The organism is Flaviramulus multivorans, from assembly GCF_021728415.1.
GTDB lineage: Bacteria > Bacteroidota > Bacteroidia > Flavobacteriales > Flavobacteriaceae > Sabulilitoribacter > Sabulilitoribacter multivorans.
In genome coordinates, this window is record NZ_JAKKDV010000001.1 from 1,046,438 (window position 1) to 1,071,969 (window position 25,532).

31 protein-coding genes and 1 tRNA gene are annotated in these 25,532 nt (G+C 31.3%); 19 read left to right on the forward strand and 13 right to left on the reverse strand.

The features are described 5' to 3' along the window. The first annotated feature begins 86 nt into the window (after positions 1-86). The 4 genes from L3X39_RS04705 to L3X39_RS04720 all read left to right on the forward strand — a co-directional run bounded on the left by L3X39_RS04705 (position 87) and on the right by L3X39_RS04720 (position 4,178). Positions 87-1,094: a LacI family DNA-binding transcriptional regulator gene (locus tag L3X39_RS04705; RefSeq protein ID WP_237230592.1), complete on the forward strand. Its 1,008-nt coding sequence runs from the start codon at positions 87-89 to the stop codon at positions 1,092-1,094. Positions 1,095-1,408: 314 nt separating this feature from the next. Further along, positions 1,409-1,552 carry a hypothetical protein gene (locus tag L3X39_RS04710; protein ID WP_237230593.1) on the forward strand — a complete coding sequence of 48 codons (144 nt, stop codon included), beginning with the start codon at positions 1,409-1,411 and terminating at the stop codon, positions 1,550-1,552. A gap of 111 nt (positions 1,553-1,663) precedes the next feature. After that, positions 1,664-3,502 carry a tetratricopeptide repeat-containing sensor histidine kinase gene (locus L3X39_RS04715; RefSeq protein WP_237230594.1) on the forward strand — a complete coding sequence of 613 codons (1,839 nt, stop codon included), beginning with the start codon at positions 1,664-1,666 and terminating at the stop codon, positions 3,500-3,502. A gap of 28 nt (positions 3,503-3,530) precedes the next feature. Then, on the forward strand, positions 3,531-4,178 hold the full coding sequence (locus tag L3X39_RS04720; RefSeq protein WP_237230595.1) for a response regulator: 648 nt from the start codon (positions 3,531-3,533) through the stop codon (positions 4,176-4,178). 259 nt (positions 4,179-4,437) lie between these two features. Here the strand turns inward: L3X39_RS04720 and L3X39_RS04725 are convergent, their stop codons facing one another. Then, positions 4,438-4,941, reverse strand: coding sequence for a DUF456 domain-containing protein (locus tag L3X39_RS04725; RefSeq protein WP_237230596.1), 504 nt, complete (start codon positions 4,939-4,941; stop codon positions 4,438-4,440). 140 nt (positions 4,942-5,081) lie between these two features. Here L3X39_RS04725 and L3X39_RS04730 point away from each other — a divergent pair, with 140 nt between their 5' ends. The 3 genes from L3X39_RS04730 to L3X39_RS04740 all read left to right on the forward strand — a co-directional run bounded on the left by L3X39_RS04730 (position 5,082) and on the right by L3X39_RS04740 (position 7,656). Continuing rightward, entirely contained in the window at positions 5,082-5,441 is a 360-nt protein-coding gene (locus tag L3X39_RS04730) for a BlaI/MecI/CopY family transcriptional regulator (protein WP_237230597.1), read from the forward strand. Positions 5,442-5,443: 2 nt separating this feature from the next. Next, entirely contained in the window at positions 5,444-7,066 is a 1,623-nt protein-coding gene (locus L3X39_RS04735) for a M56 family metallopeptidase (RefSeq protein WP_237230598.1), read from the forward strand. A gap of 113 nt (positions 7,067-7,179) precedes the next feature. After that, positions 7,180-7,656 carry a hypothetical protein gene (locus L3X39_RS04740; protein WP_237230599.1) on the forward strand — a complete coding sequence of 159 codons (477 nt, stop codon included), beginning with the start codon at positions 7,180-7,182 and terminating at the stop codon, positions 7,654-7,656. A gap of 5 nt (positions 7,657-7,661) precedes the next feature. Here the strand turns inward: L3X39_RS04740 and L3X39_RS04745 are convergent, their stop codons facing one another. The 3 genes from L3X39_RS04745 to L3X39_RS04755 all read right to left on the reverse strand — a co-directional run bounded on the left by L3X39_RS04745 (position 7,662) and on the right by L3X39_RS04755 (position 10,617). Continuing rightward, entirely contained in the window at positions 7,662-8,396 is a 735-nt protein-coding gene (locus tag L3X39_RS04745; RefSeq protein ID WP_237230600.1) for a Bax inhibitor-1/YccA family protein, read from the reverse strand. 104 nt (positions 8,397-8,500) lie between these two features. Next, complete coding sequence (locus L3X39_RS04750) at positions 8,501-9,646, reverse strand: glycosyltransferase family 2 protein (RefSeq protein ID WP_237230601.1); 1,146 nt, start codon at positions 9,644-9,646, stop codon at positions 8,501-8,503. Then, positions 9,643-10,617: a lysylphosphatidylglycerol synthase domain-containing protein gene (locus tag L3X39_RS04755; protein ID WP_237230602.1), complete on the reverse strand. Its 975-nt coding sequence runs from the start codon at positions 10,615-10,617 to the stop codon at positions 9,643-9,645. The genes L3X39_RS04750 and L3X39_RS04755 overlap by 4 nt, the downstream gene beginning before the upstream one ends. 30 nt (positions 10,618-10,647) lie before the next feature. Between L3X39_RS04755 and L3X39_RS04760 the strand changes: the two genes are divergently transcribed. The 8 genes from L3X39_RS04760 to L3X39_RS04795 all read left to right on the forward strand — a co-directional run bounded on the left by L3X39_RS04760 (position 10,648) and on the right by L3X39_RS04795 (position 16,353). Continuing rightward, entirely contained in the window at positions 10,648-11,286 is a 639-nt protein-coding gene (locus tag L3X39_RS04760) for a cell envelope biogenesis protein OmpA (RefSeq protein WP_237230603.1), read from the forward strand. Beyond that, the gene (ruvC, locus tag L3X39_RS04765) at positions 11,279-11,833 is read left to right on the forward strand and encodes a crossover junction endodeoxyribonuclease RuvC (protein WP_237230604.1); all 555 of its coding nucleotides are present in this window, start codon (positions 11,279-11,281) and stop codon (positions 11,831-11,833) included. The genes L3X39_RS04760 and ruvC overlap by 8 nt, the downstream gene beginning before the upstream one ends. Further along, positions 11,833-12,966, forward strand: a complete 1,134-nt coding sequence (gene hemW, locus L3X39_RS04770) for a radical SAM family heme chaperone HemW (RefSeq protein ID WP_237230605.1) — start codon at positions 11,833-11,835, stop codon at positions 12,964-12,966. The genes ruvC and hemW overlap by 1 nt, the downstream gene beginning before the upstream one ends. Continuing rightward, the gene (locus tag L3X39_RS04775) at positions 12,963-13,712 is read left to right on the forward strand and encodes a cyclase family protein (RefSeq protein ID WP_237230606.1); all 750 of its coding nucleotides are present in this window, start codon (positions 12,963-12,965) and stop codon (positions 13,710-13,712) included. Before hemW ends, L3X39_RS04775 begins: the two co-directional genes overlap by 4 nt. After that, complete coding sequence (locus L3X39_RS04780) at positions 13,713-14,321, forward strand: DUF4230 domain-containing protein (protein ID WP_237230607.1); 609 nt, start codon at positions 13,713-13,715, stop codon at positions 14,319-14,321. It abuts the gene before it with no gap. Between the two features lie 6 nt (positions 14,322-14,327). After that, complete coding sequence (locus L3X39_RS04785) at positions 14,328-14,690, forward strand: MmcQ/YjbR family DNA-binding protein (RefSeq protein WP_237230608.1); 363 nt, start codon at positions 14,328-14,330, stop codon at positions 14,688-14,690. A 141-nt stretch (positions 14,691-14,831) separates the two neighbouring features. Then, positions 14,832-15,659 (forward strand): hypothetical protein, encoded by an 828-nt coding sequence (locus tag L3X39_RS04790; protein WP_237230609.1) that lies wholly within the window; start codon positions 14,832-14,834, stop codon positions 15,657-15,659. A gap of 115 nt (positions 15,660-15,774) precedes the next feature. Beyond that, entirely contained in the window at positions 15,775-16,353 is a 579-nt protein-coding gene (locus L3X39_RS04795) for a PhnA domain-containing protein (protein WP_237230610.1), read from the forward strand. On the opposite strand, the gene L3X39_RS04800 is transcribed toward L3X39_RS04795, so the two are convergent. Then, the gene (locus L3X39_RS04800; protein WP_237230611.1) at positions 16,350-16,499 is read right to left on the reverse strand and encodes a hypothetical protein; all 150 of its coding nucleotides are present in this window, start codon (positions 16,497-16,499) and stop codon (positions 16,350-16,352) included. The genes L3X39_RS04795 and L3X39_RS04800 overlap by 4 nt on opposite strands. A 47-nt stretch (positions 16,500-16,546) precedes the next feature. Here L3X39_RS04800 and L3X39_RS04805 point away from each other — a divergent pair, with 47 nt between their 5' ends. Then, positions 16,547-16,783, forward strand: a complete 237-nt coding sequence (locus tag L3X39_RS04805) for a DUF1272 domain-containing protein (protein ID WP_237230612.1) — start codon at positions 16,547-16,549, stop codon at positions 16,781-16,783. Positions 16,784-16,792: 9 nt separating this feature from the next. Here L3X39_RS04805 and L3X39_RS04810 read toward each other — a convergent pair whose 3' ends face one another. After that, on the reverse strand, positions 16,793-17,266 hold the full coding sequence (locus tag L3X39_RS04810; protein WP_237230613.1) for a GNAT family N-acetyltransferase: 474 nt from the start codon (positions 17,264-17,266) through the stop codon (positions 16,793-16,795). Positions 17,267-17,269: 3 nt separating this feature from the next. Then, positions 17,270-17,701 (reverse strand): YybH family protein, encoded by a 432-nt coding sequence (locus L3X39_RS04815; protein ID WP_237230614.1) that lies wholly within the window; start codon positions 17,699-17,701, stop codon positions 17,270-17,272. Positions 17,702-17,924: 223 nt separating this feature from the next. Between L3X39_RS04815 and L3X39_RS04820 the strand changes: the two genes are divergently transcribed. After that, positions 17,925-18,203, forward strand: coding sequence for an STAS domain-containing protein (locus L3X39_RS04820; RefSeq protein WP_237230615.1), 279 nt, complete (start codon positions 17,925-17,927; stop codon positions 18,201-18,203). On the opposite strand, the gene L3X39_RS04825 is transcribed toward L3X39_RS04820, so the two are convergent. From L3X39_RS04825 to L3X39_RS04845, 5 genes are all read right to left on the reverse strand, one after another. Next, the gene (locus L3X39_RS04825) at positions 18,204-19,304 is read right to left on the reverse strand and encodes a DUF4407 domain-containing protein (RefSeq protein WP_237230616.1); all 1,101 of its coding nucleotides are present in this window, start codon (positions 19,302-19,304) and stop codon (positions 18,204-18,206) included. Positions 19,305-19,431: 127 nt separating this feature from the next. Further along, positions 19,432-21,018 (reverse strand): M56 family metallopeptidase, encoded by a 1,587-nt coding sequence (locus tag L3X39_RS04830; RefSeq protein WP_237230617.1) that lies wholly within the window; start codon positions 21,016-21,018, stop codon positions 19,432-19,434. Between the two features lie 2 nt (positions 21,019-21,020). Continuing rightward, positions 21,021-21,386, reverse strand: coding sequence for a BlaI/MecI/CopY family transcriptional regulator (locus tag L3X39_RS04835; protein WP_237230618.1), 366 nt, complete (start codon positions 21,384-21,386; stop codon positions 21,021-21,023). Positions 21,387-21,470: 84 nt separating this feature from the next. Next, positions 21,471-22,331, reverse strand: a complete 861-nt coding sequence (locus L3X39_RS04840; protein ID WP_237230619.1) for a DMT family transporter — start codon at positions 22,329-22,331, stop codon at positions 21,471-21,473. Between the two features lie 105 nt (positions 22,332-22,436). Next, entirely contained in the window at positions 22,437-23,825 is a 1,389-nt protein-coding gene (locus L3X39_RS04845) for a dipeptidase (RefSeq protein WP_237230620.1), read from the reverse strand. A 100-nt stretch (positions 23,826-23,925) separates the two neighbouring features. Here L3X39_RS04845 and L3X39_RS04850 point away from each other — a divergent pair. Beyond that, a tRNA-Leu gene (locus L3X39_RS04850) sits at positions 23,926-24,007 on the forward strand. 59 nt (positions 24,008-24,066) lie between these two features. On the opposite strand, the gene L3X39_RS04855 is transcribed toward L3X39_RS04850, so the two are convergent. Further along, a complete protein-coding gene (locus tag L3X39_RS04855) occupies positions 24,067-25,164 on the reverse strand; it encodes an endonuclease/exonuclease/phosphatase family protein (protein WP_237230621.1) in 1,098 nt (365 codons plus the stop codon). Between the two features lie 248 nt (positions 25,165-25,412). Here L3X39_RS04855 and L3X39_RS14720 point away from each other — a divergent pair. Further along, positions 25,413-25,532 (forward strand): thiamine pyrophosphate-binding protein (locus tag L3X39_RS14720; protein ID WP_262910962.1); only part of this gene is annotated, 120 nt, incomplete at its 3' end.

Here is a 25,532-nt window from a genome sequence, read left to right on the forward strand (position 1 = left end):
AGGACATCTTTTTGTTTTAGGATTATTTATTTACTCAACAACTAATTTTTGTAAATTGCATTTCCTAAAAAAGGGTTTATACAAGTATGGTTACTTTAAAACAGCTAGCAAAAGAACTAAATGTCTCTATTTCAACGGTGTCAAAAGCGTTAAATAATAGCGAAGAAATAGGAGAAGATACTATTAAGCGAGTTAAGGAGTTAGCAGAATTGTATAATTATAAGCCTAATAAAGTTGCTTTAAGTTTAAAGCAAAACCAAACCAAAACCATTGGGGTAATAATTCCTAACATACTTAATAGGTTTTTAGCTAAAGTACTTTTTGGAATTGAAAGAGAAGCTAATAAACAAGGATATAACATTATTACATGTATATCAAATGAGTCTCTTGAGAAAGAAAAAGAAAGTTTACAATTGTTAGCTAATGGCAGTGTTGATGGTTTTATTTTATCGGTTGCAGAAGAATCTCAAATAAAGAATGAAGTTGACCATTTTAAAAAAACAATTAATAGTGGTTTGCCTATTGTAATGTTTGATAGGGTTGCACACGATGTTTTGTGTGATAAAGTAATAGTTGATGATTTTGACGCTACATATAATGCTACAAAAAGTTTAATTATAGAAAAGCGTAAAAAAATTGCTTTTATCAGCAATATAAATGATTTAAGTGTTGGTAAGCTTCGCGAGCGTGGATACAATAAAGCCATTTTAGAAAGTCATAGTTTAGAACCTCTGGTTTTAAAAATCTCTAGGAGTGACGATCACCCACAAGTAATAAAAGACTTTTATAAAAAGCATAAAAATATAGATGGCGTAATTGCTGCAGATACATCCTCTGGGATTATTGCCTTAAATACGGCAGTTAATTTAGGATTAAAAGTGCCAAAAGATATATCGGTTATAGGTTTTGCTAGTAAATCTGAGTCGGATCACACCTTACCAAAACTTACAACTATTAGGCAGCATGCTAAAGAAATGGGTGCTTATGCTGCAGAGTTACTCATTAGTCGCATAAATAAAACCAATCCTGATAAGGATGTTAAAACAAAAATTGTAAAAACAACATTGGTTAAAAACCAATCTACATTGGCTTAAATGCTAAATATTTTTACACTTAAACGGTAAAATATTTCACTTTATCGAATATATTATAAAAATGAATGTTATTTAGCATACATTAGCATCGTTAATAGAGCGCCCAAATTTCCCTTAGTTCAATTAACAAAATTAATCCATTCAGACTTGTAAAAGTCATTTCCCTCAAAAAATAAAAATATTATCGTTCTGCATGTTAATGCATTCGATTTTAAATTAATTATCCATTTTTCCCTCAACCGAGATTTTGTTGTCAAAGTCTTAGTTAAAAATTTATTAGAGAAAACTGTATAACCTTTAAAATCGAAAATAATATGAAAGCCCTAAAAATTACCTTAATTTTAGCATTACTTTTTGCATCATTCACATCATGTACAAAACAAGATTTAAATGAAGATGATGTATTAGAATCTCCAGAGATTGAAGCACCCGTAACTGGTGGACAACATGGTGATTAATAAAGTTTGAAAATAATACTAAAGCCCTTTATGTAATACATAAGGGGCTTTTTTAATATATAAAATGAAAAATTATAAATACATTTGGAAAAATAGAATAATCCATTAGTATTGAAATATATTTTAATATCTCTTATTTGTATATTTTCATTTGGCATAGTATTTTCTCAAGAGGAAAATGTTAAAGCTAAAGTAGATTCTATTAAGTTCAACATATTAAACTCAAAAGCAACCGATTCCTTGTTGCTAGCTAACTCTCATTATTATGTAGCAGAGTGGTATAGAAAAGCGACCACGGAAACTGACAGTGCAAATTATCATTATTATAAAGCTGAAAAAGGATACAGACAAATTAACAACAAGTTTGGAATTGCTTCAACGCTATATGGAATAGCAAGTATTCAAAGGGATGAAAAGGACTATACTGCTAGCGAAGTAAACTCTATCGAAGCTATTTCGCTTCTAGAACAGTTAGAACAGACATATAGTGTTAAGGAACTAAAATCATTTTTGTATAATAATTTAGGAATCGTATTTAATGAATTAGAACAATATGATGAGTCTATCAAATACCATAAAGAAGCATTATCAATAAAAAGAAATTTAAAAGGAATTGATAAAATTAAAATTTATAATTCCTTAAACAATTTAGGGTATGTTTATAAGAACATTGGAGAATATGAACTAGCACTGGAATACTTTAATGAAATTCTAAAGGATGAAAATTTTAATTCTGAAAACCCAGATTACTATGCATCAACATTAAACAATTATGCCCATACACTTTATTTATCCAACAATTTCGAACAACTTCCTGATTTATATTTAAAGGCTTTGGAAATAACAAACAGTATTAATCCAAATGGATATAATTCAATTATAATAAATCAAAATTTAGCGCAATATTATAACAAATTAAATAATAAAGAACTAGCTAAAAAATATGGTTATAGAGCTAAAGAAATCTCCCAAAAGTACCATAACGATGATTTATTGAAATCACTAAAACTATTATCAGAAATTGAAGAGGGAAATGAATCCGCAGAATTTTTAAAATCTTATATAAGTTTAAGTGATAGCTTACAGAAAGTAGAAAGGGCTACTCGAAACAAGTTTGCCAGAATCCGTTTCGAGACAGACAAAATAGAGCAGGAAAATATTCAAATTGCAAAGGAACGTAAATGGTTTTTAATAATTTCAGTGGTTGTTATTATAGCCTCTTTTTTACTATATGTGGTATTTTATCAAAGAAACAAAAACAAAGAATTACGATTTATTCAAAAGCAACAAGAAACCAATGAAGAGATTTATAACTTAATGCTATCACAAAATGAAAGCATTGAAGAAGCAAGAGCGCAAGAGAAACGAAGAATCTCAGAGGAATTGCATGATGGAGTTTTAGGTAGATTATTTGGTACGCGTTTGAGTTTAGATAGTCTAAATATGAATAATAGTGTAGAGGCTGTAAAAACAAGAAGTCAATATATTGACGAACTTAAGGCTATTGAGCAAGATATTCGTAAAGTATCTCATGATTTAAACACCGACTTTGTTGCTGGTTCAGGCTTTAGAGACATTATAAAGTCGTTGGTAGAAACACAAACCTTAGCCTATAATTTAAGCTTTAATTTACAACATGATGATTCTATTAACTGGGACGATGTATCAAATAAAACAAAAATTCACATCTACAGAATTATTCAAGAAGTACTTCATAATATTTATAAGCATGCCCAAGCTACAGAGGTTAAAATTAGTTTTAAATTAAAAAATAATGTAATTTGCTTAACCTTGACCGATAACGGTTCTGGATTCGATGTAAATAAGGCTAAATCAGGTATTGGTTTGAAAAACATGAATTCGAGAATAAATGAAATTAGTGGCACTTTAACTATATCGTCTCAAAAAAGTATAGGCACAACAGTAGTAATTGAAGCACCAATATCTTAAAAGTATGGTTGAAAAACTGAAAATATTAATGATAGACGATCACCCTATGATTATTGAGGGGTATCAGAACACATTACTTTTCACAAAAAAAGACAATCAAGAATTAAAAATTGATATTGCCAATAATTGCGATGAAGCAATTAAGTTTATTGATAAAGCAGTACAGGAAAGCCCCTATGATGTTTTGTTTGTTGATATAAGCTTACCTCCGTCTTCAGATGGCGTAATGAGTTCTGGAGAGGATTTAGCTGAATACGCGCGGAAGGTTTTACCAAATGCTAAAATTATTATTTTAACCATGTTTAATGAGTCTTTTAGAATTCATAACATTATTAAAACTATTGATCCAGAAGGATTCTTAATAAAAAGTGATTTAACATCTAGCGAACTTGCAAGCGCTTTTCAAGCAGTTTTAAATAATCCACCATTTTATAGCGGCACTGTTAATAGTCATATAAGAAAAGCAATTACTAGTGACATAGTTATAGATGAGAAAAACAGAAAAATTCTGCATTTACTATCCCAAGGTGTAAAAACTAAAAACCTTGCTTCTCATTTAGACATCTCATTAAGTGCTGTAGAAAAAAGAAAAAAATACCTTAGAGAAGTTTTTGAAGTGAATGATGGTCAGGATGAAACTTTACTTAATAAGGCCAAAGAAAAGGGGTTTGTGTAAGTAAAACTTTATTAAAAATTAAAAGTGTGATTTTTTTTAAGAAAAACACAATTTTTTTTCATCCCAAATCCGTTGCTATACTTTAATACTACCATTTACCCGTAAACATGTTACGGGTTTCCCGCAGTTCAAAAAGAAAAGCGATAATTATATTTGTTCTATCAACACTTCAAAAATTAATTAATCCCTCAATTTTTTGTTGATAATAGCAATTTACAATAAACCCTGTGGAGGTGAGAGACCCACAGGGTTTCTTCATTTAAAATTGAAATAAAACCGTTTTATTATCCCATAAAATGCCAATAAAAAGACCCAAATAAATTACCGCTACAACAAATTTAATAAAAGTTGATGTTAAAAAACCAATAAACGATCCAAAGGCAGCTATAGTAGCAGTTTTGGAATCACTTTTGTTTATTAATTCGCCAATTAAAGCACCAAAAAATGGACCAATAATTATTCCCCCTGGAATAGGAGCTATAAGTCCTACTATTAAACCAATTGACGTACCTACCATACCATATCTACTACCCCCAAACCTTTTAGTGCCAATAGCAGGAATTATATAATCTAAAACCCAAATAAGTATTGCTATTATAAGGGTGATTATTAAAAATGATTTATTCATTGGTATAGTATCTGAAAAATGAACAATTAAAAGTCCTAACCAACTGGTTAGTGGACCAGGTAAAACGGGTAAAAAACTGCCAACTATGCCTAAAAGCATAAATAAGGCGGCTACAATAATTAAAATAATATCCATAAATGTATTAAAGGTTACATCTTTTAAGACGTAAAATTATACTAATTGTTACATTTTTAAACTAAAAAATTAGTTTAAACTAATTTTTTAGTTATATTTGTTTAACTAAAAGTTTAGTTGAATAAAAAATTTGTGATAAAATGATACAACTTACAAAGGCGGAAGAAGATATAATGAAAATACTTTGGCAACTAAAAAAGGCTAATGTAAAAGCCATTATAAAAGAATTTCCTGAGCCCAAACCAGCTTACAATACGGTTTCAACAATTGTTAGAATTTTAGAAAGCAAAGGTGTAGTAGATTATGAAAAAGAAGGAAAAGGACATGTATATTTTCCTTTAATACAACAGCAAGATTATAGTAATCAATCCATAAATAAATTGGTTGATAATTATTTTCACGGGTCGTTTAAGAGTATGGTGTCATTTTTTGTGAAGAAGAATGATATTAGTTTAAGCGAATTAGAATCTGTTTTAAAAGAGATTAACAAAAAAGAATAATTATGGTACATTACATTTTACAAACAATAGCATTTCAAGTATTCTTTTTGTTAGTATACGATGTATTATTAAAAAAAGAAACATTTTTTAATTGGAATAGGGTTTACTTATTAGCTACGGTCCTATTATCATTAATACTACCATTTGTAAAAATTGAAGGTTTCAAATATGCCATACCCCAAAACTTTATAGTTTCATTACCCGAAGTTATTTTAGGGCAACCTCAATCCATTAATAATTTACCATTCGAAGCTACCAGTGTAATTTCTGAAAGTACAACTTTGTTTACTTGGAAGAATGCATTCTATGTAGGAGTTTTTATTGCCTTTACTATTTTTTTATTTAAGCTTTTTAAAATCCTTACTTTAATGTATAAGAGCCCTAAAATAAAAATGGGGAAATTGAAATTAGTTCAGTTAATTAAAAGTAATGCTGCCTTTTCATTTTTCAATTATATTTTTTTAGGCGAAGGCTTAAATGATAAAGAAAAAGAAACAATTTTAAAACACGAATTGGTTCATGTAAATCAAAAACACACTCTTGATTTATTGTTTTTTGAAGTGTTGCGTATAGTATTTTGGTTTAATCCTTTAGTTTACATCTATCAAAATAAAATGATGGTGCTTCACGAGTTTATTGCGGATGCTGAAGCTGTAAAACATCAAAACAAATCAGCTTATTATCAAAACTTATTAGCACAAGTTTTCGAAACAAAGAGTATGTCATTTATCAATCCATTTTTTAAACAATCATTAATCAAAAAACGAATCACTATGTTACAAAAATCAAAATCAAAACAAATTAATTTACTAAAGTATGCGTTGTTAGTCCCAATGGTTTTAGGAATGATGGTTTACACATCATGTGTTCAAACCTCAAATGCCCAAGATGAAAATTCAAAAACAACTACAAAACTTGTCAATGAAACTCCGCTGATTGAAAAAATAAAAGCAGTTAAAAAGCAAATTGAAACACAAGGAAATGTCAATAAAGAAGAAGAAGAAGGACTGAACTTACTTTTACAAGTTTTTAGGGGAAATGAATTCGATTCTAAATTACTTGCTAAAGTTCAGATTTATAAAAATTTAAAAGATAAAACACCTTTGGTCGAAAAAATTTATGAAGTGTTTAAACAAATAGAAATACAGGGTAATATAAGCGAAGAGGAAGAGCGTAAAGTAAAAGGGCTTCTTATTTTTATTGCAGAAGATGGCTTTAACGATCCATTTTTTGAGGATATTATAAAGGATGTAGATATACCTTTTGCCGTTATTGACCAAGTACCAATTTTCCCTGGATGTGAAGATTTATCAGAACAGGAGCAAAGAGATTGCATGTCTAGAAATGTTAACATTCATGTCAGTAGAAATTTTAATACCAAACTAGCAAATGATTTAAAGTTAACAGGCAGACAGCGCATAAATGTTATATTTAAAATTAATAATGAAGGTGAGGTAGTCGGTGTGAGCTCAAGAGCACCACATCCAGAGTTAGAAGCTGAGGCTATACGAGTTATAAAAACCCTACCTAAGTTTAAACCTGGAGAGCACCAAGGTAAAAAAGTTAATGTGTCATACTCATTACCAATAATTTTTGAAGTTGCTGTAGATAAACCAAAAGAGTAATTTTTCATTTTGTAAATGAAATACTTTAAAAACCGAAGTCTAAACTTCGGTTTTTGTTTTTTAGAGATTTTAAAACCGAAAAAAATTGTACTTTTCAGTTTCACTTTTAACCAATGAGGCAAATTTGTTTTTTTCTATGTATGTTGGTACTCACATCATGCGAGTGTTTTAATGTAAAAAAAACAACTCCAGAAGCCATTTTAAATGAAGAATTAAAGACATTTAATTGGAAGGAGGTTGATACCTATCCGTCTTTTTCAGAATGCGATTCACTAGCTGGAAAAGAAGAGAAAATGTATTGTTTTCAGTATTTTTTAAAAAAGCATATTTCAGGTAAACTTCTAAACGAAACTATTGTTGTCAATCAAGATATTAACGACACTATTAATTTGCAGTTTCAGGTTTCTGATAAGGGTGTTTTATCTATTTTGAATACGGATATGGATAGTGTTACTATAAAAGAAATACCCAATATCAATGAATTGCTTTACAAAAGCTTAGATTCGCTTCCTAAAATTTATCCGGCAATAAAACGCGGCCAGCAAGTAACTACGGAGTTTAACTTACCTATAATAATAAATGTGAATTAATTGGGTTAAAACCTAATAGCTAGTTTTCGCATTAATCTCAAAATTTCGGCATATAACCAAACTAAAGTGACTAAAAGCCCCCAAGTGGCAAGCCATTCCTTATATTTTGGCGATTTGTTTTTATGGCGCTCTATATAATCAAAATCGAGAAGTAAGGATAATGAAGCAAAAATAGCCGCGACAATATTAAAAATAATTGCTGGCCATGAGGTGCCCCAAATAAAAACTTTGATGTCAAAAAGACTAAGAATCCAAGAAATAATATAAATAACAAAAATACTGGCAGCAACAGTAATAATAACACTTCGAAGTTTTTTAGTAACAACAATAATACGTGTTTGATAAAGTAGTAATACAACAAAAAAAGTCACGATGGTTATACCAATAGCCTGATATGGTAAATTAGGAAAATGCGCATGTGCATACACACTCATACTACCCAGAAAAAATCCTTTTGCTATGGCATATAGAGGTACTAAAATATGCGCCCATTGTTGACGAACCGATATAACAATACTTATAATAATGGCGGCGAGCATACCACCTAAACCATACCATTTAATGTTTTCACCATTGCTATAAAGTTTCCAAACACCAATGGATATAATTATAATGAGGATTATAGACAGCATTGATTTTACGAAAATACCAGTAACCGTCATGGTTTTTTCTTTGGTATTACCGCCACCAAAGAAGTAATTTGTAAATGCTGGGTTGGATGTTTTATTTAGCAAATTCATTATCGTAAATCTAATAAAAATTATAGTATATAGATGTGGCGATTACTTCAATACTTTAGTCAGTTCGAGTGATTTCGATTTTCACATCGAAATTGTATCGAGAACTATTTGTTGAAAGTCCTTCCTTTCCATTTATAACTTAAAAAAAACGAGATAAAAGCTATGTAAACACTAAAAAATAGATATATGAAAAAGGATGGGATAAAACTTAATAAAGTTTCCTTTTGATTAAAAAACGAAGCAGATTTATATATTAAAAAGAAATCGATATTAAACTTTATAATAAGTACATAGCACCAAATTTTAAAATTTAATACACCTATAATTGAAAGTAGTAAGCCAACAATAACTAAAGAATTCATTAACAACACTACCAATCCAGTAAATTTCCCAAACCAATTATTATAAGCACTTGCTTTTCCTGCCCAACGAATTCGTTGAGATGTTAGTTCACTCCAACTTGGTTGAGGTTTCGTTGTTACTATACTGTTTTCACACTTTAAATAGTGAAGCTTTTTAGGGTGCTTTTTTGCGATTTTTTCTAAAAGAAAAATATCATCGCCACTGGCAATACTTTCATTGCCATCAAAACCATTTACTTGATTAAAAACAGCTTTAGTGTAAGCTAAATTAGCACCATTACACATAAAAGGCTGTCTGATACCAAAACCACCAATAGTAGCACCTTGCAAACTTAAAATATCAAGTAGTTGAAACCTGCCTAAAAAATTGTTTTGCTGTGATAATATAATAGGTCCTACTATACAAACAGCCTTGTTTTTTTGAATGAACTCATCAAAGCTATCTAGCCAGTATTTTGGGAATACACAATCGGCGTCGGTTGTAATAATCCACTCATGTTTTGCATAGTTTATGGCAGTTGTAATAGCATCTTTTTTAGGCGAGTTTGTTACTCTTTTATTTGGAATAATTTTGATGTAAGTTCGAGTGATTCCGATAGTTGTCGGAATCGTATCGAGAACTTTATGAATAATTTCAACGGAATCATCTTCAGAGGCATCATCAACCAAAAAGACTTCAAAAAGCTCTTTGGGGTAATTTAAAGATTCAATAGATTTCAATAAACCTGGTAAATTGTCGGCTTCATTTCTAAACGGAATGATCACTGAAAATTTGGTTTTAGGAGCGGTGTCCTGTAATATGAAAAGCTTTATTTTATCAAAACCAAACACAAAGCTCCCTATTAAAAGCAAGTATAGTATCGTTATAATTAAGCTAACTACAATCATGCTTCAACGGTGGTTTTAGGCACATTAAAATTAAGCACATAGTAACTGCCAAATACACTAGGTAAAACAAAATTAAGTAACCACATGATTGTTATGATGCTTAAAATGGTGAGTTCGTTTGTATGCATAAATGAAAACAAATACACAGCTACACTACCTTTTATAACAACATCAAAAATAAAAATAGATGGTATAACAGATGCTATTAAATACATAGAGGTAATAACAATCATGGCATTTATATAAGGCATATCAACTTGAAAAAGGGATAATAAAAAATAAAACTGAAACGAAAATATAGCATACCGTATTATTGAAAAAACGAAACCTAATATTAATGTGTTTTTTGGATAGCCGATAATAAAAGCTTTAATTTTCTCTAAAGAAAACCCCTTAACAGTGAACTTACTTTTTGTTAAGCCAAAGCCCAACAAAGCAAATGCAATTAATACGATGGTTAAAAACTTTGCGAATTTGTAATAATTAATTTCTGGGTTATATGTTGATATAAAAAACCAGAGTCCAAACACACCTAATAAAACGGTGCAACTCATTTGCAAAATATTACCCAATAAATTTATTATCATAACTTTTTTACGATAAATAGGCTTAAAGTAAATGGCTTTGGCACCGTATTCGCCAATTCTATTAGGTGTAAATAATGATGCTGTTAGCGCTCCCAAACTTTGCTCGAATGAATTTTTAAATCGAATTTTTTTAATGGGATTTATTAAAGTCTGCCATTTTAAAATTTCGAAAAACCAGTTACAAATGCTTAAAAACAACAAAAAAAGCACTGTTTTTAATGAAAAAACGTCGTTTTTTGATATAAAATCGACAAAAACAGAAAATTCTAACTCCTCGTTATTGGCTAATTTGTTGTAAATAAAATAAAAAGCCCCAACAACTATACTTAATTTAATGAGTACAAAAAAGAATTGTTTAGTTTTGTATGGAAGCGAATACCTCATATTAATTGCAAATTAAACTAATATTATTGTATGTCTTCAAATTTTAAAATTTATAAGAAATATTGGTTAGTTTTAAGTCTAACATGTTTTTTTTATTTAGGAGTTTCTCAAACCGATACAAGTACCTTTAAAGCGCAATTTGCATTAGGTGTAAATAATCCGTCATCGGATGGTTTTGTGAATAATTTTGAAGCCAACAGTATTAATTTCCCTAGCATTAATTTAGGAATACAGTATATGTTTATGCAAAAATTAGGTGTAAAATTAGACTTAGGATACAATAGGTTTTCGAATTTAGATAATACGCCCGAATTTAAGGTGAATTACACGCGTATTAACGCACAATTTGTTTACGATTTATCTAGCATTCTTAGTTTAAATCGCATCGGTACTTTTGTGCATGCAGGTCCTGGACTTTCAACAATTAAGCCTTTGGGTAATTACACACAAAACAACACGTCGTACTTAAATACAATGGCTGGAATGGAGTTCCATTATGGGATTTCAGATAAACTTTCAGTGTATTTGGATGCTTCTTATATTTTAGGATTTGGTAAAGATTTTAATCCAGTTTCAAATGGTAATGGATCTTTTAACGGAAATCTTTTAACAGTAACTATAGGTGCATCCATATCGTTAAGTGGTTGTTATTATTGCGAGAATGATTAAAGAAAAAATAATTTTAGGGATTGATCCGGGTACAACTATTATGGGTTTCGGACTCATTAAAGTCGTGGGCAAAACTATGCAGTTTATGCAACTTAATGAATTGGATTTAAAAAAATACGATGACCATTATTTAAAGTTGAAACTCATTTTTGAACGTACCATAGAGCTTATCGACACCCATAATCCAGACGAAATTGCTATTGAAGCACCTTTTTACGGTAAAAACGTTCAAAGTATGCTAAAATTAGGACGAGCGCAAGGGGTTGCTATGGCTGCTGGGTTAAGTAGAGAAATACCAATTACTGAATATTTGCCAAAGAAAATAAAAATGGCCATTACGGGAAACGGAAATGCTAGTAAAGAACAAGTCGCTAAAATGCTTCAGAGTTTACTCAATCTAAAAACTTTACCCAAAAATTTAGATGCTACTGATGGACTAGCAGCTGCCGTGTGTCATTTTTATAATTCTGGAAGAGTTGAGATTGGTAAAAGCTATTCGGGATGGGATGCTTTTGTGAAGCAGAATGAGAATAGGGTTAAAAAGTAATGGCGGGTATTTACATTCATATTCCATTTTGCAAGCAAGCTTGCTATTATTGCGATTTTCATTTTTCAACATCTTTAAAAAAGAAAGATGAACTTGTTAATGCACTAATTAAAGAAATAGAACTACGAAAAAACGAATTAGAGAACCAAACCATCGAAACCATTTATTTTGGTGGTGGGACACCTAGTTTGTTGTCAAATAACAAATTGGAACTAATAATACATTCGGTTTATAAACATTATATAGTTGCGAACAAACCCGAAATCACTCTTGAAGCCAACCCTGACGATTTATCAAAAAAGCGTATCATTGAACTATCTAAAACCTCGATAAACCGTTTAAGCATTGGAATCCAATCTTTTTTTGACGAAGATTTAAAACTTATGAATCGAGCCCACAGTGCCAATGAGGCGAAAAACTGTTTAAAAATTGCGACCGACTATTTTGATAATATTTCTGTAGATTTAATTTATGGTATTCCAGGATTGAGTAATAAGCGTTGGGTAGAAAATATAGAAAGGGTTTTAAGTTATAAAATCCCTCATATTTCAAGTTATGCCTTAACCGTAGAGCCTAAAACAGCACTAGAAAATTTTATAAAAAAAGGGCTTATAAAAAATGTAGATGACCATGTTGCCGAAGAGCAGTTTCATATTTTAATTGAAAAACTAGGGGCCTCAGATTTTGTACACTATGAATTATCTAACTTCGGAAAACCCAATTATTTTAGTAGGAACAATTCAGCATACTGGCAAGGGAAAACGTATTTGGGTATTGGTCCGTCTGCACATTCATTTAACGGGAATCAACGTGGTTGGAATGTTAGAAATAATTCAAAATACATTAAATCTTTAGAGCAAAATATCCTTCCAATGGAAACAGAAACCCTGTCAACAGCAGATAAATATAACGAGTATGTGATGACTGGTTTACGAACCATTTGGGGTGTTTCATTAAATAAAATTGAAAAAGATTTTGGAAATCAATACAAAAAGTATCTTTTACAACAATCTCAAAAGCATATTAATGAACAATTATTGTATCTTGATAACGACAAACTATTAGTCACTAAAAAAGGAAAATTTTTAAGCGATGGTATCGCTTCAGACTTATTTAAAATTAATTTATCTTGATTGCAACAATAGAATATAATTCCAGAAAACTTAAAATCGATTTATCAAATCCTATTGATATTTCTATGCCGCTAAGGGCTTCAAAAAATAATGTAAACGCTTGGTATGTTGAAGAGCCTAAAATCGAACCTGAAAAGGACGGTGAATGGATTGCTACCGTTAAAGATGGTGCCTGTATTAACTTCAACAATATTTACTTTAACCCTCATGCTCATGGAACACATACTGAATGTGTAGGACATATTACTGAGAAAGTGTATTCAATAAACGAACATTTAAAGCAATTTTTCTTTTTAGCAGAAGTCATTACAGTAGCTCCAGAGCGCTTAAATGGCGACTCGGTAATCTCAAAAAAGCAAATACAGTTTGCCATTGGAAACAAAAAAAGAGATGCCATTGTAATTAGAACCATTCCGAACACAAAAGAAAAACTGACAAAGCAGTATTCGCATACAAATCCCACTTACTTATTAAAAGAAGCTGCGGTTTATTTACGTGAAAAAGAAATAAAACATTTGTTAATAGACTTACCAAGCGTAGACAAAGAGAAAGATGAATGCCAGTTATTATCGCACAATGCCTTTTGGAATACCAAAGGGAAAATACGATTTGATGCTACAATAACTGAGTTAATTTTTGTTCCGAATACGGTTGAAGATGGTACTTATTTTATTAACATTCAAATAGCACCTTTTGAAAACGATGCTGCTCCAAGTAAACCCATTTTGTATAAAATAATTAATTAAATGGAAGTATTTTTAGGAATTATAATTGGCATTTTAGTCACTTTTGGAGTTGTTACTTACTTAAAATCATTAAGAGCTAAAAGTTTAGTAAACACACAATCTATCCTACTTTTAGATAAGATAAAAAAGGTATGTAAGTTTATAACGGTTGAAGGCGATTTTGCTGAAATTTACCATTATGAAGATGTAAAACAAAAGTTTTTAAAACTCATTTCAAGTAAAAAGAAAGCGTTAGTAGTTATAAATGCAAAAGCACATGTTGGATACGATTTAGCAAAAATTCAACTGAAAGCAGATAATAGTAATAAGAAAATTATACTAGAGCATTTTCCTCAACCCGAAGTATTATCTATAGAAACCAATTTAAATTATTACGATAAGAAGGATGGTTACTTCAATAAGTTTGAAGCGGCAGATTTAACCGATTTGCACAACGAAGCAAAATCACATATAAGAGAAAAAATCCCAGAGAGTGGGCTTATTCAAATTGCTCAAAATGAAGCTATGGAAACTATTTTGTTAATGGAAACCATTGTAGAAACCATTGGTTGGAAACTTGACTATTCAGCGTTAAAAATTGACTATAACTCCGTCAAGAAGTTAAATTAAGCTACAATGAATATAGAACAACTTCAATCATATTGTTTAAGCAAAAAAGCAACCACTGAAGAGTTTCCTTTTGATGAGGATACCTTAGTATATAAAGTACTAGGTAAAATGTTTGTTATTGCGCCACTTAAAAAATGGGAAAGTGGTGAAGCGACCATTACGTTAAAGGGCGACCCGGAATATGTTGTTCAGTTAAGGGAACAATACAGCAGTGTTTATCCTGGGCCTTACGTTAGTAATAAGCATTGGAATACCATCGACATTTACAAAGGTGAACTAAAACCACAATTAATTTTAGAATTAATAGACCACTCATACGACATGGTAGTAAAAGGGATGACAAAAAAACTCAAGGATAAGCTTTTATAATTATCTGATTTTCAACAATTTTATTGTATATTTATATTCTCTCAATTCCTAATAATTTATCATAGCATAATCATTAAGCCCTTAAATCTTAAAGTAGTATTTAATTTTTACTAACATATTAACTTTAATTTTTAACAGATTATGAAAACAATCAACCAACTATTTTCAGTAATAGCTACCGTGCTTATACTGTTTTGTACAATTACAATTTCTGCTCAAGATGAAACTCCTCAAGGACCTCAGTATGTTTCGGTAACAACCATGCATTGGAATATGGATATGAAAGACTTTAAGATGGATGAATGGAAAGCTATTGAAAAAGAATATCTAGATAAAGTCACCAAAAAAAATGAACATATTATGGGTGCTGGTTTTTATTTGCATAACATATCATCAGACAATACGGAGTTGATTTATGTTCAGGCATACCCGAATTGGAATGCTATCGATTTAGCAGCTAAAAGAAACGGTGAGTTGGCAAAGGAAGCATGGCCAAATGAGGATGAAAGAAAAGCTTTTTTTCAAAAACAAAATGCTTATTACTCTTCAATGCATTCTGATGAAATTTATGCAACAATGCCTAATGTGAAAAATTTAACTGATGTAAAAGAAGGTATGATTGTTTATGTTCGAACAAGTCATTTTGCCTTCCCAAAGGATGGATCAAATAAAGAATTTATGGATACATTTAATGAATACACACAAAATGTTACTCATAAAAACGAATACATTAAAGGGTATTATCCTATGTCACATGCGTATGGGTCTGATGGTACTCAGTTTGTTGAAGCCTATTATTTAAATTCTTTAGCAGATATGGATAAAATGTTTGATAAAGATGGTGAATTATTCAATGCACATTGGAAAGACGAAGCCGCTAAAAAAGCGATGAATGATAAAGGAGGCAAATACTTTACTGGAGTTCATGGTGATGCTGTGTATAGTGTAGTGCCAGAACTTCGAAAATAAAAATGAATTAATTTAATGACTAAAGGATGCGAAAGCATCCTTTTTTATTTCCATAAATGTAAATTTGTGGAGCCTGCCATTTAATAGTATCATTGTAAAACTAATAGCAATAAATATGAGTGTTCTACAAACATTACAAGATAGAAGTAACTATACATGCGAACTTTGTAAATCCACAGAAAATTTAAGTCAGTACACTATTCCTCCATCGTTAAATGAAAATGTAGATAACGATGTATTGGTTTGCAAAACCTGCTTGGACCAGATTGAAGGAAACACTGAAATGGATGCAAATCATTGGCGTTGCTTAAACGATAGTATGTGGAGTGAGTATGTAGCAGTACAAATAATGGCTTGGAGAATGCTTCAAAGGCTCCGTAATGAAGGTTGGCCAAAAGATTTATTAGACATGATGTATTTGGACGATGAAGCCTTATTATTGGCACGAGCAACAGGTGAACACGAGGAGGAATCTAGTAAAATTATCCATAGAGACAGCAACGGCGTTATTCTTGAAAATGGCGATTCGGTAGTTCTAATAAAAGATTTAAAAGTGAAAGGCTCTAGTATGGTTGCAAAGCAAGGAACAGCTGTTAGGAATATTCGATTAGATTATGAAAACGCCAATTATATAGAAGGTAAAGTTGACGGACAACAAATTGTTATCATCACGGATTATGTTAAAAAGATTTAATCTTGCTTTCGCCTTTTAAATAAGCCCAAACCCAAAGGAAACATAAACACAAGAAATAAATATCTACCGGTTACAAGACCAAATATTGTAATAGCAGCTAAAACAACCATGAGTAAAATTTTAGGATTGTATTTCGGGTCTTTCATTTTGCAAAATTAATGAGTAATTTTAATATTAATAAATTGATTAATAAATGTTAGAATTAAGACCTACATGCGAAAATTGTAATAAATCATTGCCTTTTGATTCTGATGAAGCTATGATTTGTACTTTCGAATGTACTTTTTGTAAATCTTGTGTAGAAACCATTTTGAAGCAGGTTTGCCCTAATTGTGGTGGAGGTTTTGAAAAACGACCTATTCGCCCAAAACACTTATTAGAAAAATATCCAGTATCCACAAAAGTGGTGTTTAAACCTGCAAAACCTTAGTGGCAGAGATTAAAAATCTAAGTTTGTAATATCTAAACGCATATTAATCATGTGTTTTTTAAAGCCGGCTTTTTCATAAGCTTTTAAAGCAGAAATGTTATCGTCATATACATCTAGCCGTATTTCAAAAATACCACGCTTCTTGCACCATTTTAATAGGGCATCAATAATAAGTTGATTTAACTTTTTGCCTCGGTGGTTTTCTTTTACAAACATAAATCCTAAATAACCTTGATCTTGATGTTTTAAATAGTGTCTGTCAGGTTTAATCTTAGCGTAACCAGAGGCCACAATATCATTGTTTATTTCAACTACAAAAACTTCAGAGTTATCGTTAGTAATTAATTCAGCAATGTCGTAATAAGTAATTTGTCCCTCTTTTATTGTAGGGTCGAAAGGTCTTTCGGCAACAATAATACCTTGTTCAAACTTAAGTAAAGCAGGTAAATCATTTAAAGTGGCTTTTCTAACAAACGGCGTCATAGTTTAACTAGAAGTATCGGCAATAATCTTCCACTCACCATTAATTTTCTTAAAAATAATCATAAAAATCCCATCGGCATTGCCAACGTCTCGCTTTAAATGATATTCACCTAACACATAATAAGCGCCATCAGTTATTTTGGTAATAGCGTTTATTCTAAAACTTAATTTTCCTGTATGTTTCTCAGTAGGGTAAGCTCTTTTGTATCGGTCTAAAGTGTTTTCCCAACCATGGGTAACACCATTACTACCATAAAATTTAAGCGAATCGCTTTTCCAGTAGCCTTCCATAAATTCTTCCAGATTATTATCCGACCAAGCTATGCGTTGCTTTTTTAGCACTTTTTGAATAGCTTTTTTATCGGCTTCTTCATCAGTTTGGGAATAACTATTGAAAATACATAGTAAACAAAGTACAGTAATGAGTTTTTTCATGGTTTTATGTTATATCATTTCCTAAGTGTCGTAAAAATAGTAAAATCTTGTATTTAATGGTCGCTCATCGGTAAAATTGACATATTATTTTTTTTCATCTAAAGTTAAAATCGATTGGTCGAAAAAATAATGAAATCTCTCTTGCTCTTCTTTATATTTACTTTGTAATCAACTGATTACTCTCCCTCAAGTTTATTGTTTAATTATTTAAAATTACTTTAATATGGATTTAAAAATTACTAATTGCAACAACTTTTTTAAAGTTAAAGGCATTCTTAATAGAGATAATGTTTCGTTGTTTCAAAACGAATTCAAAAATATTTTCGACAAAGTAAATAACATTACTATTAGTATCCAAGATGTAGAAAGTATGGATAAATATGGCGTAGATGCTATTGCTAAACTACATCATGAAGCCTTAACTAAAAACAAAAGGCTATCAATTATTGGGTTAGGATGTAAAGATTTATACGATCATTTTAAAACAGAAACTGCAGCTTAATTACAAAACATTTTTTTGTTGTTTATAAAAGGCATCTGCTTGCAATTGCATGATTTCGCGTGCCTTTTTACGTTTATAACTATAAAGTTCTTCTTCGTTTTCTATATCGTTATAAATGCGGTCGTTAATGGCGTTATCTGTTTTTAATAAGGATTCACGCTGGTTTTTGTTTTGAGCCACATTAGTTTTTATGGCCATTTCTTGGTCTTGCAATTTAAAATCATAAGCGCCTTTTGGAGACAATAGTTTTGCAAAAATGGGTGATGTTTCTATTGCTAAAAACAATAAGAAAATAAAAAATGACGGTAACCAGGGCAGCTCTCCTAAGGCATTTACTCTTGCCATTAACCCGTCAAAATTATTAATTATTGGTTGTGTATTAACAACCTGACTTTCATAGTCGCCTTTTAAGGCACCAATTTGGGTTTCAATATTGTTGATTTTGGCTTTATTCTCAGCTTTAAGCTGTTGTAACTCGGCCAATGCCGCGTCATGTTTTTCTCGTTTTTCCGCGTATACAGGACCTTTACCTAAAAGTTTGGTGCCTGCGGTTCCTTCAGCTTCAGAAATATAAACATCATAAAGCGCATTTACTTCAGCTTCCTTGGTATCAATTTGCTGTTGAAGTGAGCTAATATCATGAGATAACCCTTCTATCGATGGAGTGAATTGCTCAGCAATTTGAGCTTTATTAGCTAAAGTCATTTCGTTTTTCTGCTCTAATAAAACTTGATTAATTTCTTTTTCAAAAATTTTAAGCTCCAGAGGTTTTGAAATAACTATAGCGATAATAACAGCTAGCATTATCCTGGGCGAAGCTTGAATTATTTCATCAATAAAATTATCCGATTTTTTTATAGTTGAAACGATATAGCGATCTAAGTTAAAAATAAGTAAGCCCCAAATGAGACCAAAGAAAATAGATGTAACAAGGTTGTCGAAAACGGTATATAAAGCATAACTAGCGGCTATAAAAGCCATTATCGCTGTAAAAAATACGGTGGCGCCAATACCAGCGTATTTATTTTGTTCTCCTTTTGAACATTGTTCTAAAATATCGGTATCTGAGCCAGAGCAAATAATAAAAAAGCGCTTCAACATAATAAGATTGTTTTTGATTGATTGACTATTAGAACGTTAAAGCATATGAAATGTTACATTTTATACCGAAAAAAAATGATCCGTTAGATTATTAAATCTTTACGGATCAAAATATTATATTGAACTGTTAGTAAGTTATGGGTTTAGTTTGAATTTTCACTATGCTTACGCCGTCATTGGAATTTGTTGAAATATTAAGGTTTTTATTCTCCTTCATTAGTTTTATTGCTTTATCTGACGAAATAGGTTTTCCTTCGTAATAAAAATTAGCACCTTTTTTAGCCATTTCAATGACATGGTCAAGAGGTGATTTTGGAGTTGGCGGTGATGGTGGAACCTCAACCTTTTTTTTAATTGTTGGTGCATTTGGTTGTTTAGCTTTTTTAGGTTCAGGCTCTTTAGGAGCTGGTGGTGGAGGTGGAGGAATTAACTGGTTTTTCTTCTTTTCCATATTACTAAACTTAGTATACAACGCCATAACTTCTTCATAATTCTTTTTTAAAGCATCAGAACTGCCTTCATTTTCTTTCACATATAAGCGGACAGCCTCACCATATTCTTTCGTTTTTTTGTAAAATGCTTCCTTTAATTTTAATAATTCGGGCGACATATTATCTTCATCAAATGCTGGTAAAGGTGGCGGCGGTGGTGGTGGAAAATTAGGGAAAGGTTCTGCGTTAGCTTTTTGCTCTTTACTCATTAAACCATATAAATATTCTAACCTATTTAGGTCTTTTAGGTTAATCTTTCTATTGTTTTCTGGTTGTTCATTATATTTTTTTGCTAATTTATTGTACTCAGCAATTTGTTCTTTAGACGCTTTTTGTTGTTGCGTTAATTCAATAGGAATGTCTGTTATTACTTCTTTTTTGTTACTAAAACTATATAAAGAAATAGCTAGTAATGGAAGAAGTAGCAAACTTCTAAGCCAAAAGGATGTTTTTGATGTTTTTGTTTTCATGACTGTAAATCGTTTTTTGATTAAAGAATAATTTATGGCATTTGCCAATTGATAGTTTGAAGCATTTGATGAGAATGCCAATAATAATTGTTGATAATGTTTTGTGTTTATGCCTTTGTTTATAACAGCTTGATCTGCTAAAAACTCATGATTAAGTTTGATGTCTTTTTTTATAAAATATAGCAACGGATTAAACCAAAATATGATTTGGAGTATTTCAATAAACAAAATATCTAAGGCGTGCTTTTGTCTAGCATGAGTTTGTTCGTGGAGTAAAACTTCCCGAGGTATTTGATGGTTATCATATTTTACTTTATTTAAAAAAATGTAATTGAAAAAGGTGTGAGGTGCAATGAGGTCCTTTAATAAAACATTAATGAAGTTTTGAGTTTTGAGTTTAGGGTTCTCTTGAATTGTTTTAAATAAATGAAAAAGATTTTTAATAAATCGAAATAAAAACAGAGCAGCACCAAGAATATAAACAGTCCATAAAATGGTTGGTAGATAGTCCATAAAAGTTTTGCTTTCAATTAGATCTGCTGTATTTATATTGTTAATGTCATTAGTAAAATTTAAAGGTTGAACTTCTACATATTGTATAAAGGTTATAAAAGGAATGCCTATTGAAATTAATATCGCTGCAATCAGGTAAAAGCGCTTAAACGTATGTACACTAGTTTTTTCTAAACAAAGTTTATAAAACAGCATAAAAATGGCTAAACAAGCACTTGATTTTAAAATATATAAAAGCATAGCTATTTATTTTTAATTTCGTTATCAATTAATGCCTTTAAATCTTGTAACTCCTCTTTTGTTAGGTTGGTTTCTTTTGTAAAAAATGAGGCGAATTGTGATGCGCTATCATTAAAGAAGTTTTTTATCAATCCGTTAACATGCTTTGAGAAATAATCTTTCTTTTTAACTAAAGGGTAATATTCTCTTGATTTTCCATACAATTTATAACCAACAAATCCTTTATCTGTCATGCGTTTTAAAAGTGTAGCTACAGTTGTGTTTGCTGGTTTAGGTTCTGGGTATTTATCGAGTAAATCTTTCATGAAAGCTTTTTCGAGCTTCCAGAGGTGATTCATTAATTCCTCTTCAGTTTTTGATAATTGCATAACTCTACGTATTTAGAACATTCTCTACAAATGTAGAATAAAATTTTAAATTCTACAAGTGTAGAGGTAAAAATGTCAATAAGATTATGACTTTTTAGACCGAATGCTTTCGATAAATACAGTTGCTAAAATTAAAGCACCACCAATAAATGTGTTTAAAGTTGGTGTTTCATTTAAAAAGATAAAAGCTAAAACAATCCCAAAGACGGGTTGCGCACTCCCAATAATACTTGCGGTACTAATAGAAAAATACTTAAAGGAATTTATAAACAATGAATGCCCTATAGCGGTAGTAAGTAATGCTAGAACAAGAACATAAGGATATTCGGTGGTTATATTACTTGTGCCCATTGTAAAAACAAATGGCAGTAAAACTAAACTAAGTAATGCAATTTGGTGAAACATAAGTACAGTACCGTTATATTGATGCACATGACGTTTTAAAATAAGGTTTCGAAAGGCATAACAAAATGCAGAGAATACACCCAATAAAATACCTTGTACATACGTGTTATCAAAGTCGAATTCTGGAGCTAGAATATAAATGCCTAATAAAACTAAAACGCCTAAAATAACATGGGTTAAGTTTAGTTTTGAGTTAGTGAAAAGAGGTTCTAATAATGCTGTAATTACTGGAAACGTAAATAGAGATAGCATACCCAACGCCACGTTTGACAGTTTTAAAGCATAAAAATAAGTTATCCAATGTGCGCCTAAAAGTAAGGCACTTAAAACAAGGGTTGGAATATCTCTTTTTGAGTTTACTTTTACGTTAAACCCTTTTAATCTACAATATATAAATAGAAAAACCGCACCTAAAACACACCGCCACCAGATAATAACTGGTGAAGGTAAATCTATGAACTTACCTAAAGGACCAGAGGTGCTTATAAAAAGCGTAGCTAGTACCAGAAGAAAGAGTTGATTAGTGTGCTGGTTTTTCATAGTTTGTTGCTAACTTGTGTTAGCGATTGCAGTAAAAATCCTTTTGCTTGCAAAAGATTGAAACGGAAAGCGCGCCCCGAATTAATTTCGGGGAACACCCAAAAATTATTTAGACAATTCTGTAAAGTATTTATAAAAATACGGAATAGTTTCGATGCCTTTTAAATAATTCCAAACGCCGAAATGTTCGTTTGGTGAATGAATGGCATCACTATCTAACCCGAAGCCCATTAAAATAGTTTTGCTCTTTAATTCTTGTTCAAAAAGAGATACAATAGGGATACTACCACCACTACGTTGAGGAATTGGGGTTTTACCAAACGTTGTTTCATAAGCTTTACTTGCAGCTACATAACCAACACTATTAATTGGTGTAACATATCCTTGACCACCATGGTGAGGTTTTACTTTTACTTTTACACCTTCAGGCGCAATGCTTTCGAAATGGTCTTTGAAAAGTTGAGTGATCTCTTTCCAATCTTGATGAGGTACTAGTCGCATAGAAATTTTTGCATAGGCTTTACTAGCAATAACGGTTTTAGCGCCTTCGCCAATATAGCCACCCCAAATGCCGTTAACATCCAAAGTGGGTCTTATAGAGTTTCTTTCGTTGGTGGTGTATTCCGCTTCTCCATAAACAGCATCAATATCTAAGGCTTTTTTATAGGCATCTAAACTAAAAGGTGCTTTAGCCATTTCTGCACGTTCATCTTTTGAGAGTTCTTCAACTTTATCATAAAAACCAGGAATGGTTATATGGTTGTTTTCGTCATGCAATGACGCTATCATTTTTGTTAAAACATTAATGGGGTTTGCCACTGCGCCACCATATAAACCCGAGTGCAAATCACGATTGGGACCAGTTACTTCAACTTCAACATAACTTAGTCCGCGCAAGCCTGTTGTAATTGAAGGCACATTATTGGCTATCATGCCTGTATCCGAAATAAGAATGACATCATTCTTTAGTTTTTCTTGATTGTTTTTCACAAAAACCGAAAGGTTAGAGCTTCCAACTTCTTCCTCGCCTTCAATCATAAATTTTACATTACAAGGAAGCTGATTCGTACTGGTCATAAATTCTAAGGCCTTAACGTGCATATACATTTGCCCTTTATCGTCGCAGGCTCCACGAGCAAAAATGGCGCCATCACGGTGTAAATCTGTTTTTTTAATTACCGGCTCAAAAGGCGGTGAAGTCCATAAGTCTAATGGGTCTGGTGGTTGCACATCATAATGTCCATATACCAAAACTGTTGGTAGGTTTTTGTCAATTATTTTTTCGCCATAAACAATAGGATACCCGTCGGTTTTGCATATTTCAACTGAATCGCAACCTGCTTTTTCGAGGCTAATTTTAATTGCTTCGGATGTTTTTAAAACATCATTTTTATAAGCAGAATCTGCACTTATAGAAGGGATTTTAAGAAGTTCTATAAGCTCGTTTAAAAATCGGTCTTTATGTTGTTTAATATAGGATTGAATATTATTCATGAAGTATTTTTATAGTTCTTTTCAAAAGTATAAAAAAAGAATGTTTTTAAGAGTTTGAAGTTTGCAATTTAAAAATCTTGTTTATATTTGCAGTCCTTTAGCGGGCGTGGTGGAATTGGTAGACACGCTAGACTTAGGATCTAGTGCCGCGAGGTGTGGGAGTTCGAGTCTCCCCGCCCGCACTGCAAAGGAAAAGCTTCTTGGAAACAAGGGGCTTTTTTGTTTTTAGCTGTTAGTTGGTTTAAATATCAAATTTTGCCCAAACAGCTCCATGGTCTGACGCTTGGTTGGTCCAATGAGTAACAGTATCGAATTGTTCTTCAATGGGAATAGTACCATTTGAATCAGTAGTAAGTTTTTTTAAGTTATACATGCCTCTTCGTTCTATGCCTGCACTGATAAAATGATTTTTTAAAGCGGTTGAAATTAATATGTAATCGATTTGTTCAAAATTGTTATAATGATAGGTCCACCTTTTCGACATGTCGTTTCCGTGCTCTAAAAATAAAACATCATGCATATCGGTCATACTTAAAAGTGGCTTTAAGGGATCGCTATTAGGGGTGTCATTTAAATCGCCAGCAACCACGACCAAATCGTTTTGTAAATCGTAGTTTTGAAGTATTTCTTTTACTCTATTGGCTTGTCGTTTCCTCTTTGTTGCAGAAGTCCCATCAATATCATAACCTTTACTTTTAAAATGATTTATTAAAAGATGAATTGATTTTGTATCAGTAATTTTCACTTCAACTTCTAAACAATCTCTACTGAAAACTGTTTTGTTGCTTTTTTTATCATAAATATGGGTTTGAATTTTACCAAAAACATATTTACTGATTAAACCTACGTCAATGCCTCTTTGGTCGTTGCCATCAATCAGCATTTCGTATTTATATTTAGAGTTTAGAAGGTGTGTGTCAAAACGTTTTAAAGCAATTCTATTATCGGCTTCAATAACGCAAGCAATATCAGCGTTTACAGATTTAATAACTTTAGCAGTATTTTCGCGAGCTATATCGGAAAAACTAGCTTTTTTATATTCAATCGAGCCATCCCAATCTCCACTTCCATCAGCTTTAACTCCTATAACAGCCCATCCTCGTTTTTTAAATAATTTACCTCTATCTTCTCTAATAATTATGTATTTTTTTAAATCTTTATATAGGCTTAAAATTTTGGCTTTTCTGTTATCGGTATAATTGGTTTCCTTCAACAACTTTCTAAGTTTGTCTACATTCTCTAGGATTTCATCACCAATAGAGTGGTCTTTGAAGTTAAAAACGATTGGACGTTCAAACAGATTTTCTACGTTAAAAGTGGCAATTTTAATGGTACTCATGATTATTTTTTTTGCAATAATGAATAAGAGTACTACTATTAGTTATAGGGAGACTTAAAGATAATAAATATTTATAGATGTTAACATCTGTTATTAAATTAATTTGAGTTTTAGTAAGCCCTAACAAGTTAAAGATTATATATTTGCAAAAAATATTTTTTTAGGGCTAAAGCTTGTAGTTTAATATAAAAACACAGCCTTAAAAAGTGACATCATTTGAAGGTAAACAATACTAACTAAATTCGAAAATGAACAAAAAAATTGATCAACAATCGGCAGATAATATTAGAGCATTGGCTGTTGCTATGGTAGAAAAGGCAAATTCAGGACACCCGGGTGGTCCCATGGGAGGTGCAGATTTTATGCAC

Coding starts and splice junctions, on each gene's coding strand:
- L3X39_RS04705 (WP_237230592.1), top strand. CDS start 87: ATGGTTACTTTAAAACAGCTAGCAAAAGAACTAAATGTCTCTATTTCA.
- L3X39_RS04795 (WP_237230610.1), top strand. CDS start 15,775: ATGAGTGTTCTACAAACATTACAAGATAGAAGTAACTATACATGCGAA.
- L3X39_RS04725 (WP_237230596.1), bottom strand. CDS start 4,941: ATGGATATTATTTTAATTATTGTAGCCGCCTTATTTATGCTTTTAGGC.
- L3X39_RS04825 (WP_237230616.1), bottom strand. CDS start 19,304: ATGTTGAAGCGCTTTTTTATTATTTGCTCTGGCTCAGATACCGATATT.
- L3X39_RS04815 (WP_237230614.1), bottom strand. CDS start 17,701: ATGAAAAAACTCATTACTGTACTTTGTTTACTATGTATTTTCAATAGT.
- L3X39_RS04745 (WP_237230600.1), bottom strand. CDS start 8,396: ATGAATTTGCTAAATAAAACATCCAACCCAGCATTTACAAATTACTTC.
- L3X39_RS04820 (WP_237230615.1), top strand. CDS start 17,925: ATGGATTTAAAAATTACTAATTGCAACAACTTTTTTAAAGTTAAAGGC.
- L3X39_RS04750 (WP_237230601.1), bottom strand. CDS start 9,646: ATGATTGTAGTTAGCTTAATTATAACGATACTATACTTGCTTTTAATA.
- L3X39_RS04735 (WP_237230598.1), top strand. CDS start 5,444: ATGGTACATTACATTTTACAAACAATAGCATTTCAAGTATTCTTTTTG.
- L3X39_RS04760 (WP_237230603.1), top strand. CDS start 10,648: ATGTCTTCAAATTTTAAAATTTATAAGAAATATTGGTTAGTTTTAAGT.
- hemW (WP_237230605.1), top strand. CDS start 11,833: ATGGCGGGTATTTACATTCATATTCCATTTTGCAAGCAAGCTTGCTAT.
- L3X39_RS04805 (WP_237230612.1), top strand. CDS start 16,547: ATGTTAGAATTAAGACCTACATGCGAAAATTGTAATAAATCATTGCCT.
- L3X39_RS04830 (WP_237230617.1), bottom strand. CDS start 21,018: ATGCTTTTATATATTTTAAAATCAAGTGCTTGTTTAGCCATTTTTATG.
- L3X39_RS04845 (WP_237230620.1), bottom strand. CDS start 23,825: ATGAATAATATTCAATCCTATATTAAACAACATAAAGACCGATTTTTA.
- L3X39_RS04800 (WP_237230611.1), bottom strand. CDS start 16,499: ATGAAAGACCCGAAATACAATCCTAAAATTTTACTCATGGTTGTTTTA.
- L3X39_RS04720 (WP_237230595.1), top strand. CDS start 3,531: ATGATAGACGATCACCCTATGATTATTGAGGGGTATCAGAACACATTA.
- L3X39_RS04730 (WP_237230597.1), top strand. CDS start 5,082: ATGATACAACTTACAAAGGCGGAAGAAGATATAATGAAAATACTTTGG.
- L3X39_RS04755 (WP_237230602.1), bottom strand. CDS start 10,617: ATGAGGTATTCGCTTCCATACAAAACTAAACAATTCTTTTTTGTACTC.
- L3X39_RS04780 (WP_237230607.1), top strand. CDS start 13,713: ATGGAAGTATTTTTAGGAATTATAATTGGCATTTTAGTCACTTTTGGA.
- L3X39_RS04740 (WP_237230599.1), top strand. CDS start 7,180: ATGAGGCAAATTTGTTTTTTTCTATGTATGTTGGTACTCACATCATGC.
- L3X39_RS04785 (WP_237230608.1), top strand. CDS start 14,328: ATGAATATAGAACAACTTCAATCATATTGTTTAAGCAAAAAAGCAACC.
- L3X39_RS04810 (WP_237230613.1), bottom strand. CDS start 17,266: ATGACGCCGTTTGTTAGAAAAGCCACTTTAAATGATTTACCTGCTTTA.
- L3X39_RS04790 (WP_237230609.1), top strand. CDS start 14,832: ATGAAAACAATCAACCAACTATTTTCAGTAATAGCTACCGTGCTTATA.
- L3X39_RS04840 (WP_237230619.1), bottom strand. CDS start 22,331: ATGAAAAACCAGCACACTAATCAACTCTTTCTTCTGGTACTAGCTACG.
- L3X39_RS04835 (WP_237230618.1), bottom strand. CDS start 21,386: ATGCAATTATCAAAAACTGAAGAGGAATTAATGAATCACCTCTGGAAG.
- L3X39_RS04710 (WP_237230593.1), top strand. CDS start 1,409: ATGAAAGCCCTAAAAATTACCTTAATTTTAGCATTACTTTTTGCATCA.
- L3X39_RS04855 (WP_237230621.1), bottom strand. CDS start 25,164: ATGAGTACCATTAAAATTGCCACTTTTAACGTAGAAAATCTGTTTGAA.
- ruvC (WP_237230604.1), top strand. CDS start 11,279: ATGATTAAAGAAAAAATAATTTTAGGGATTGATCCGGGTACAACTATT.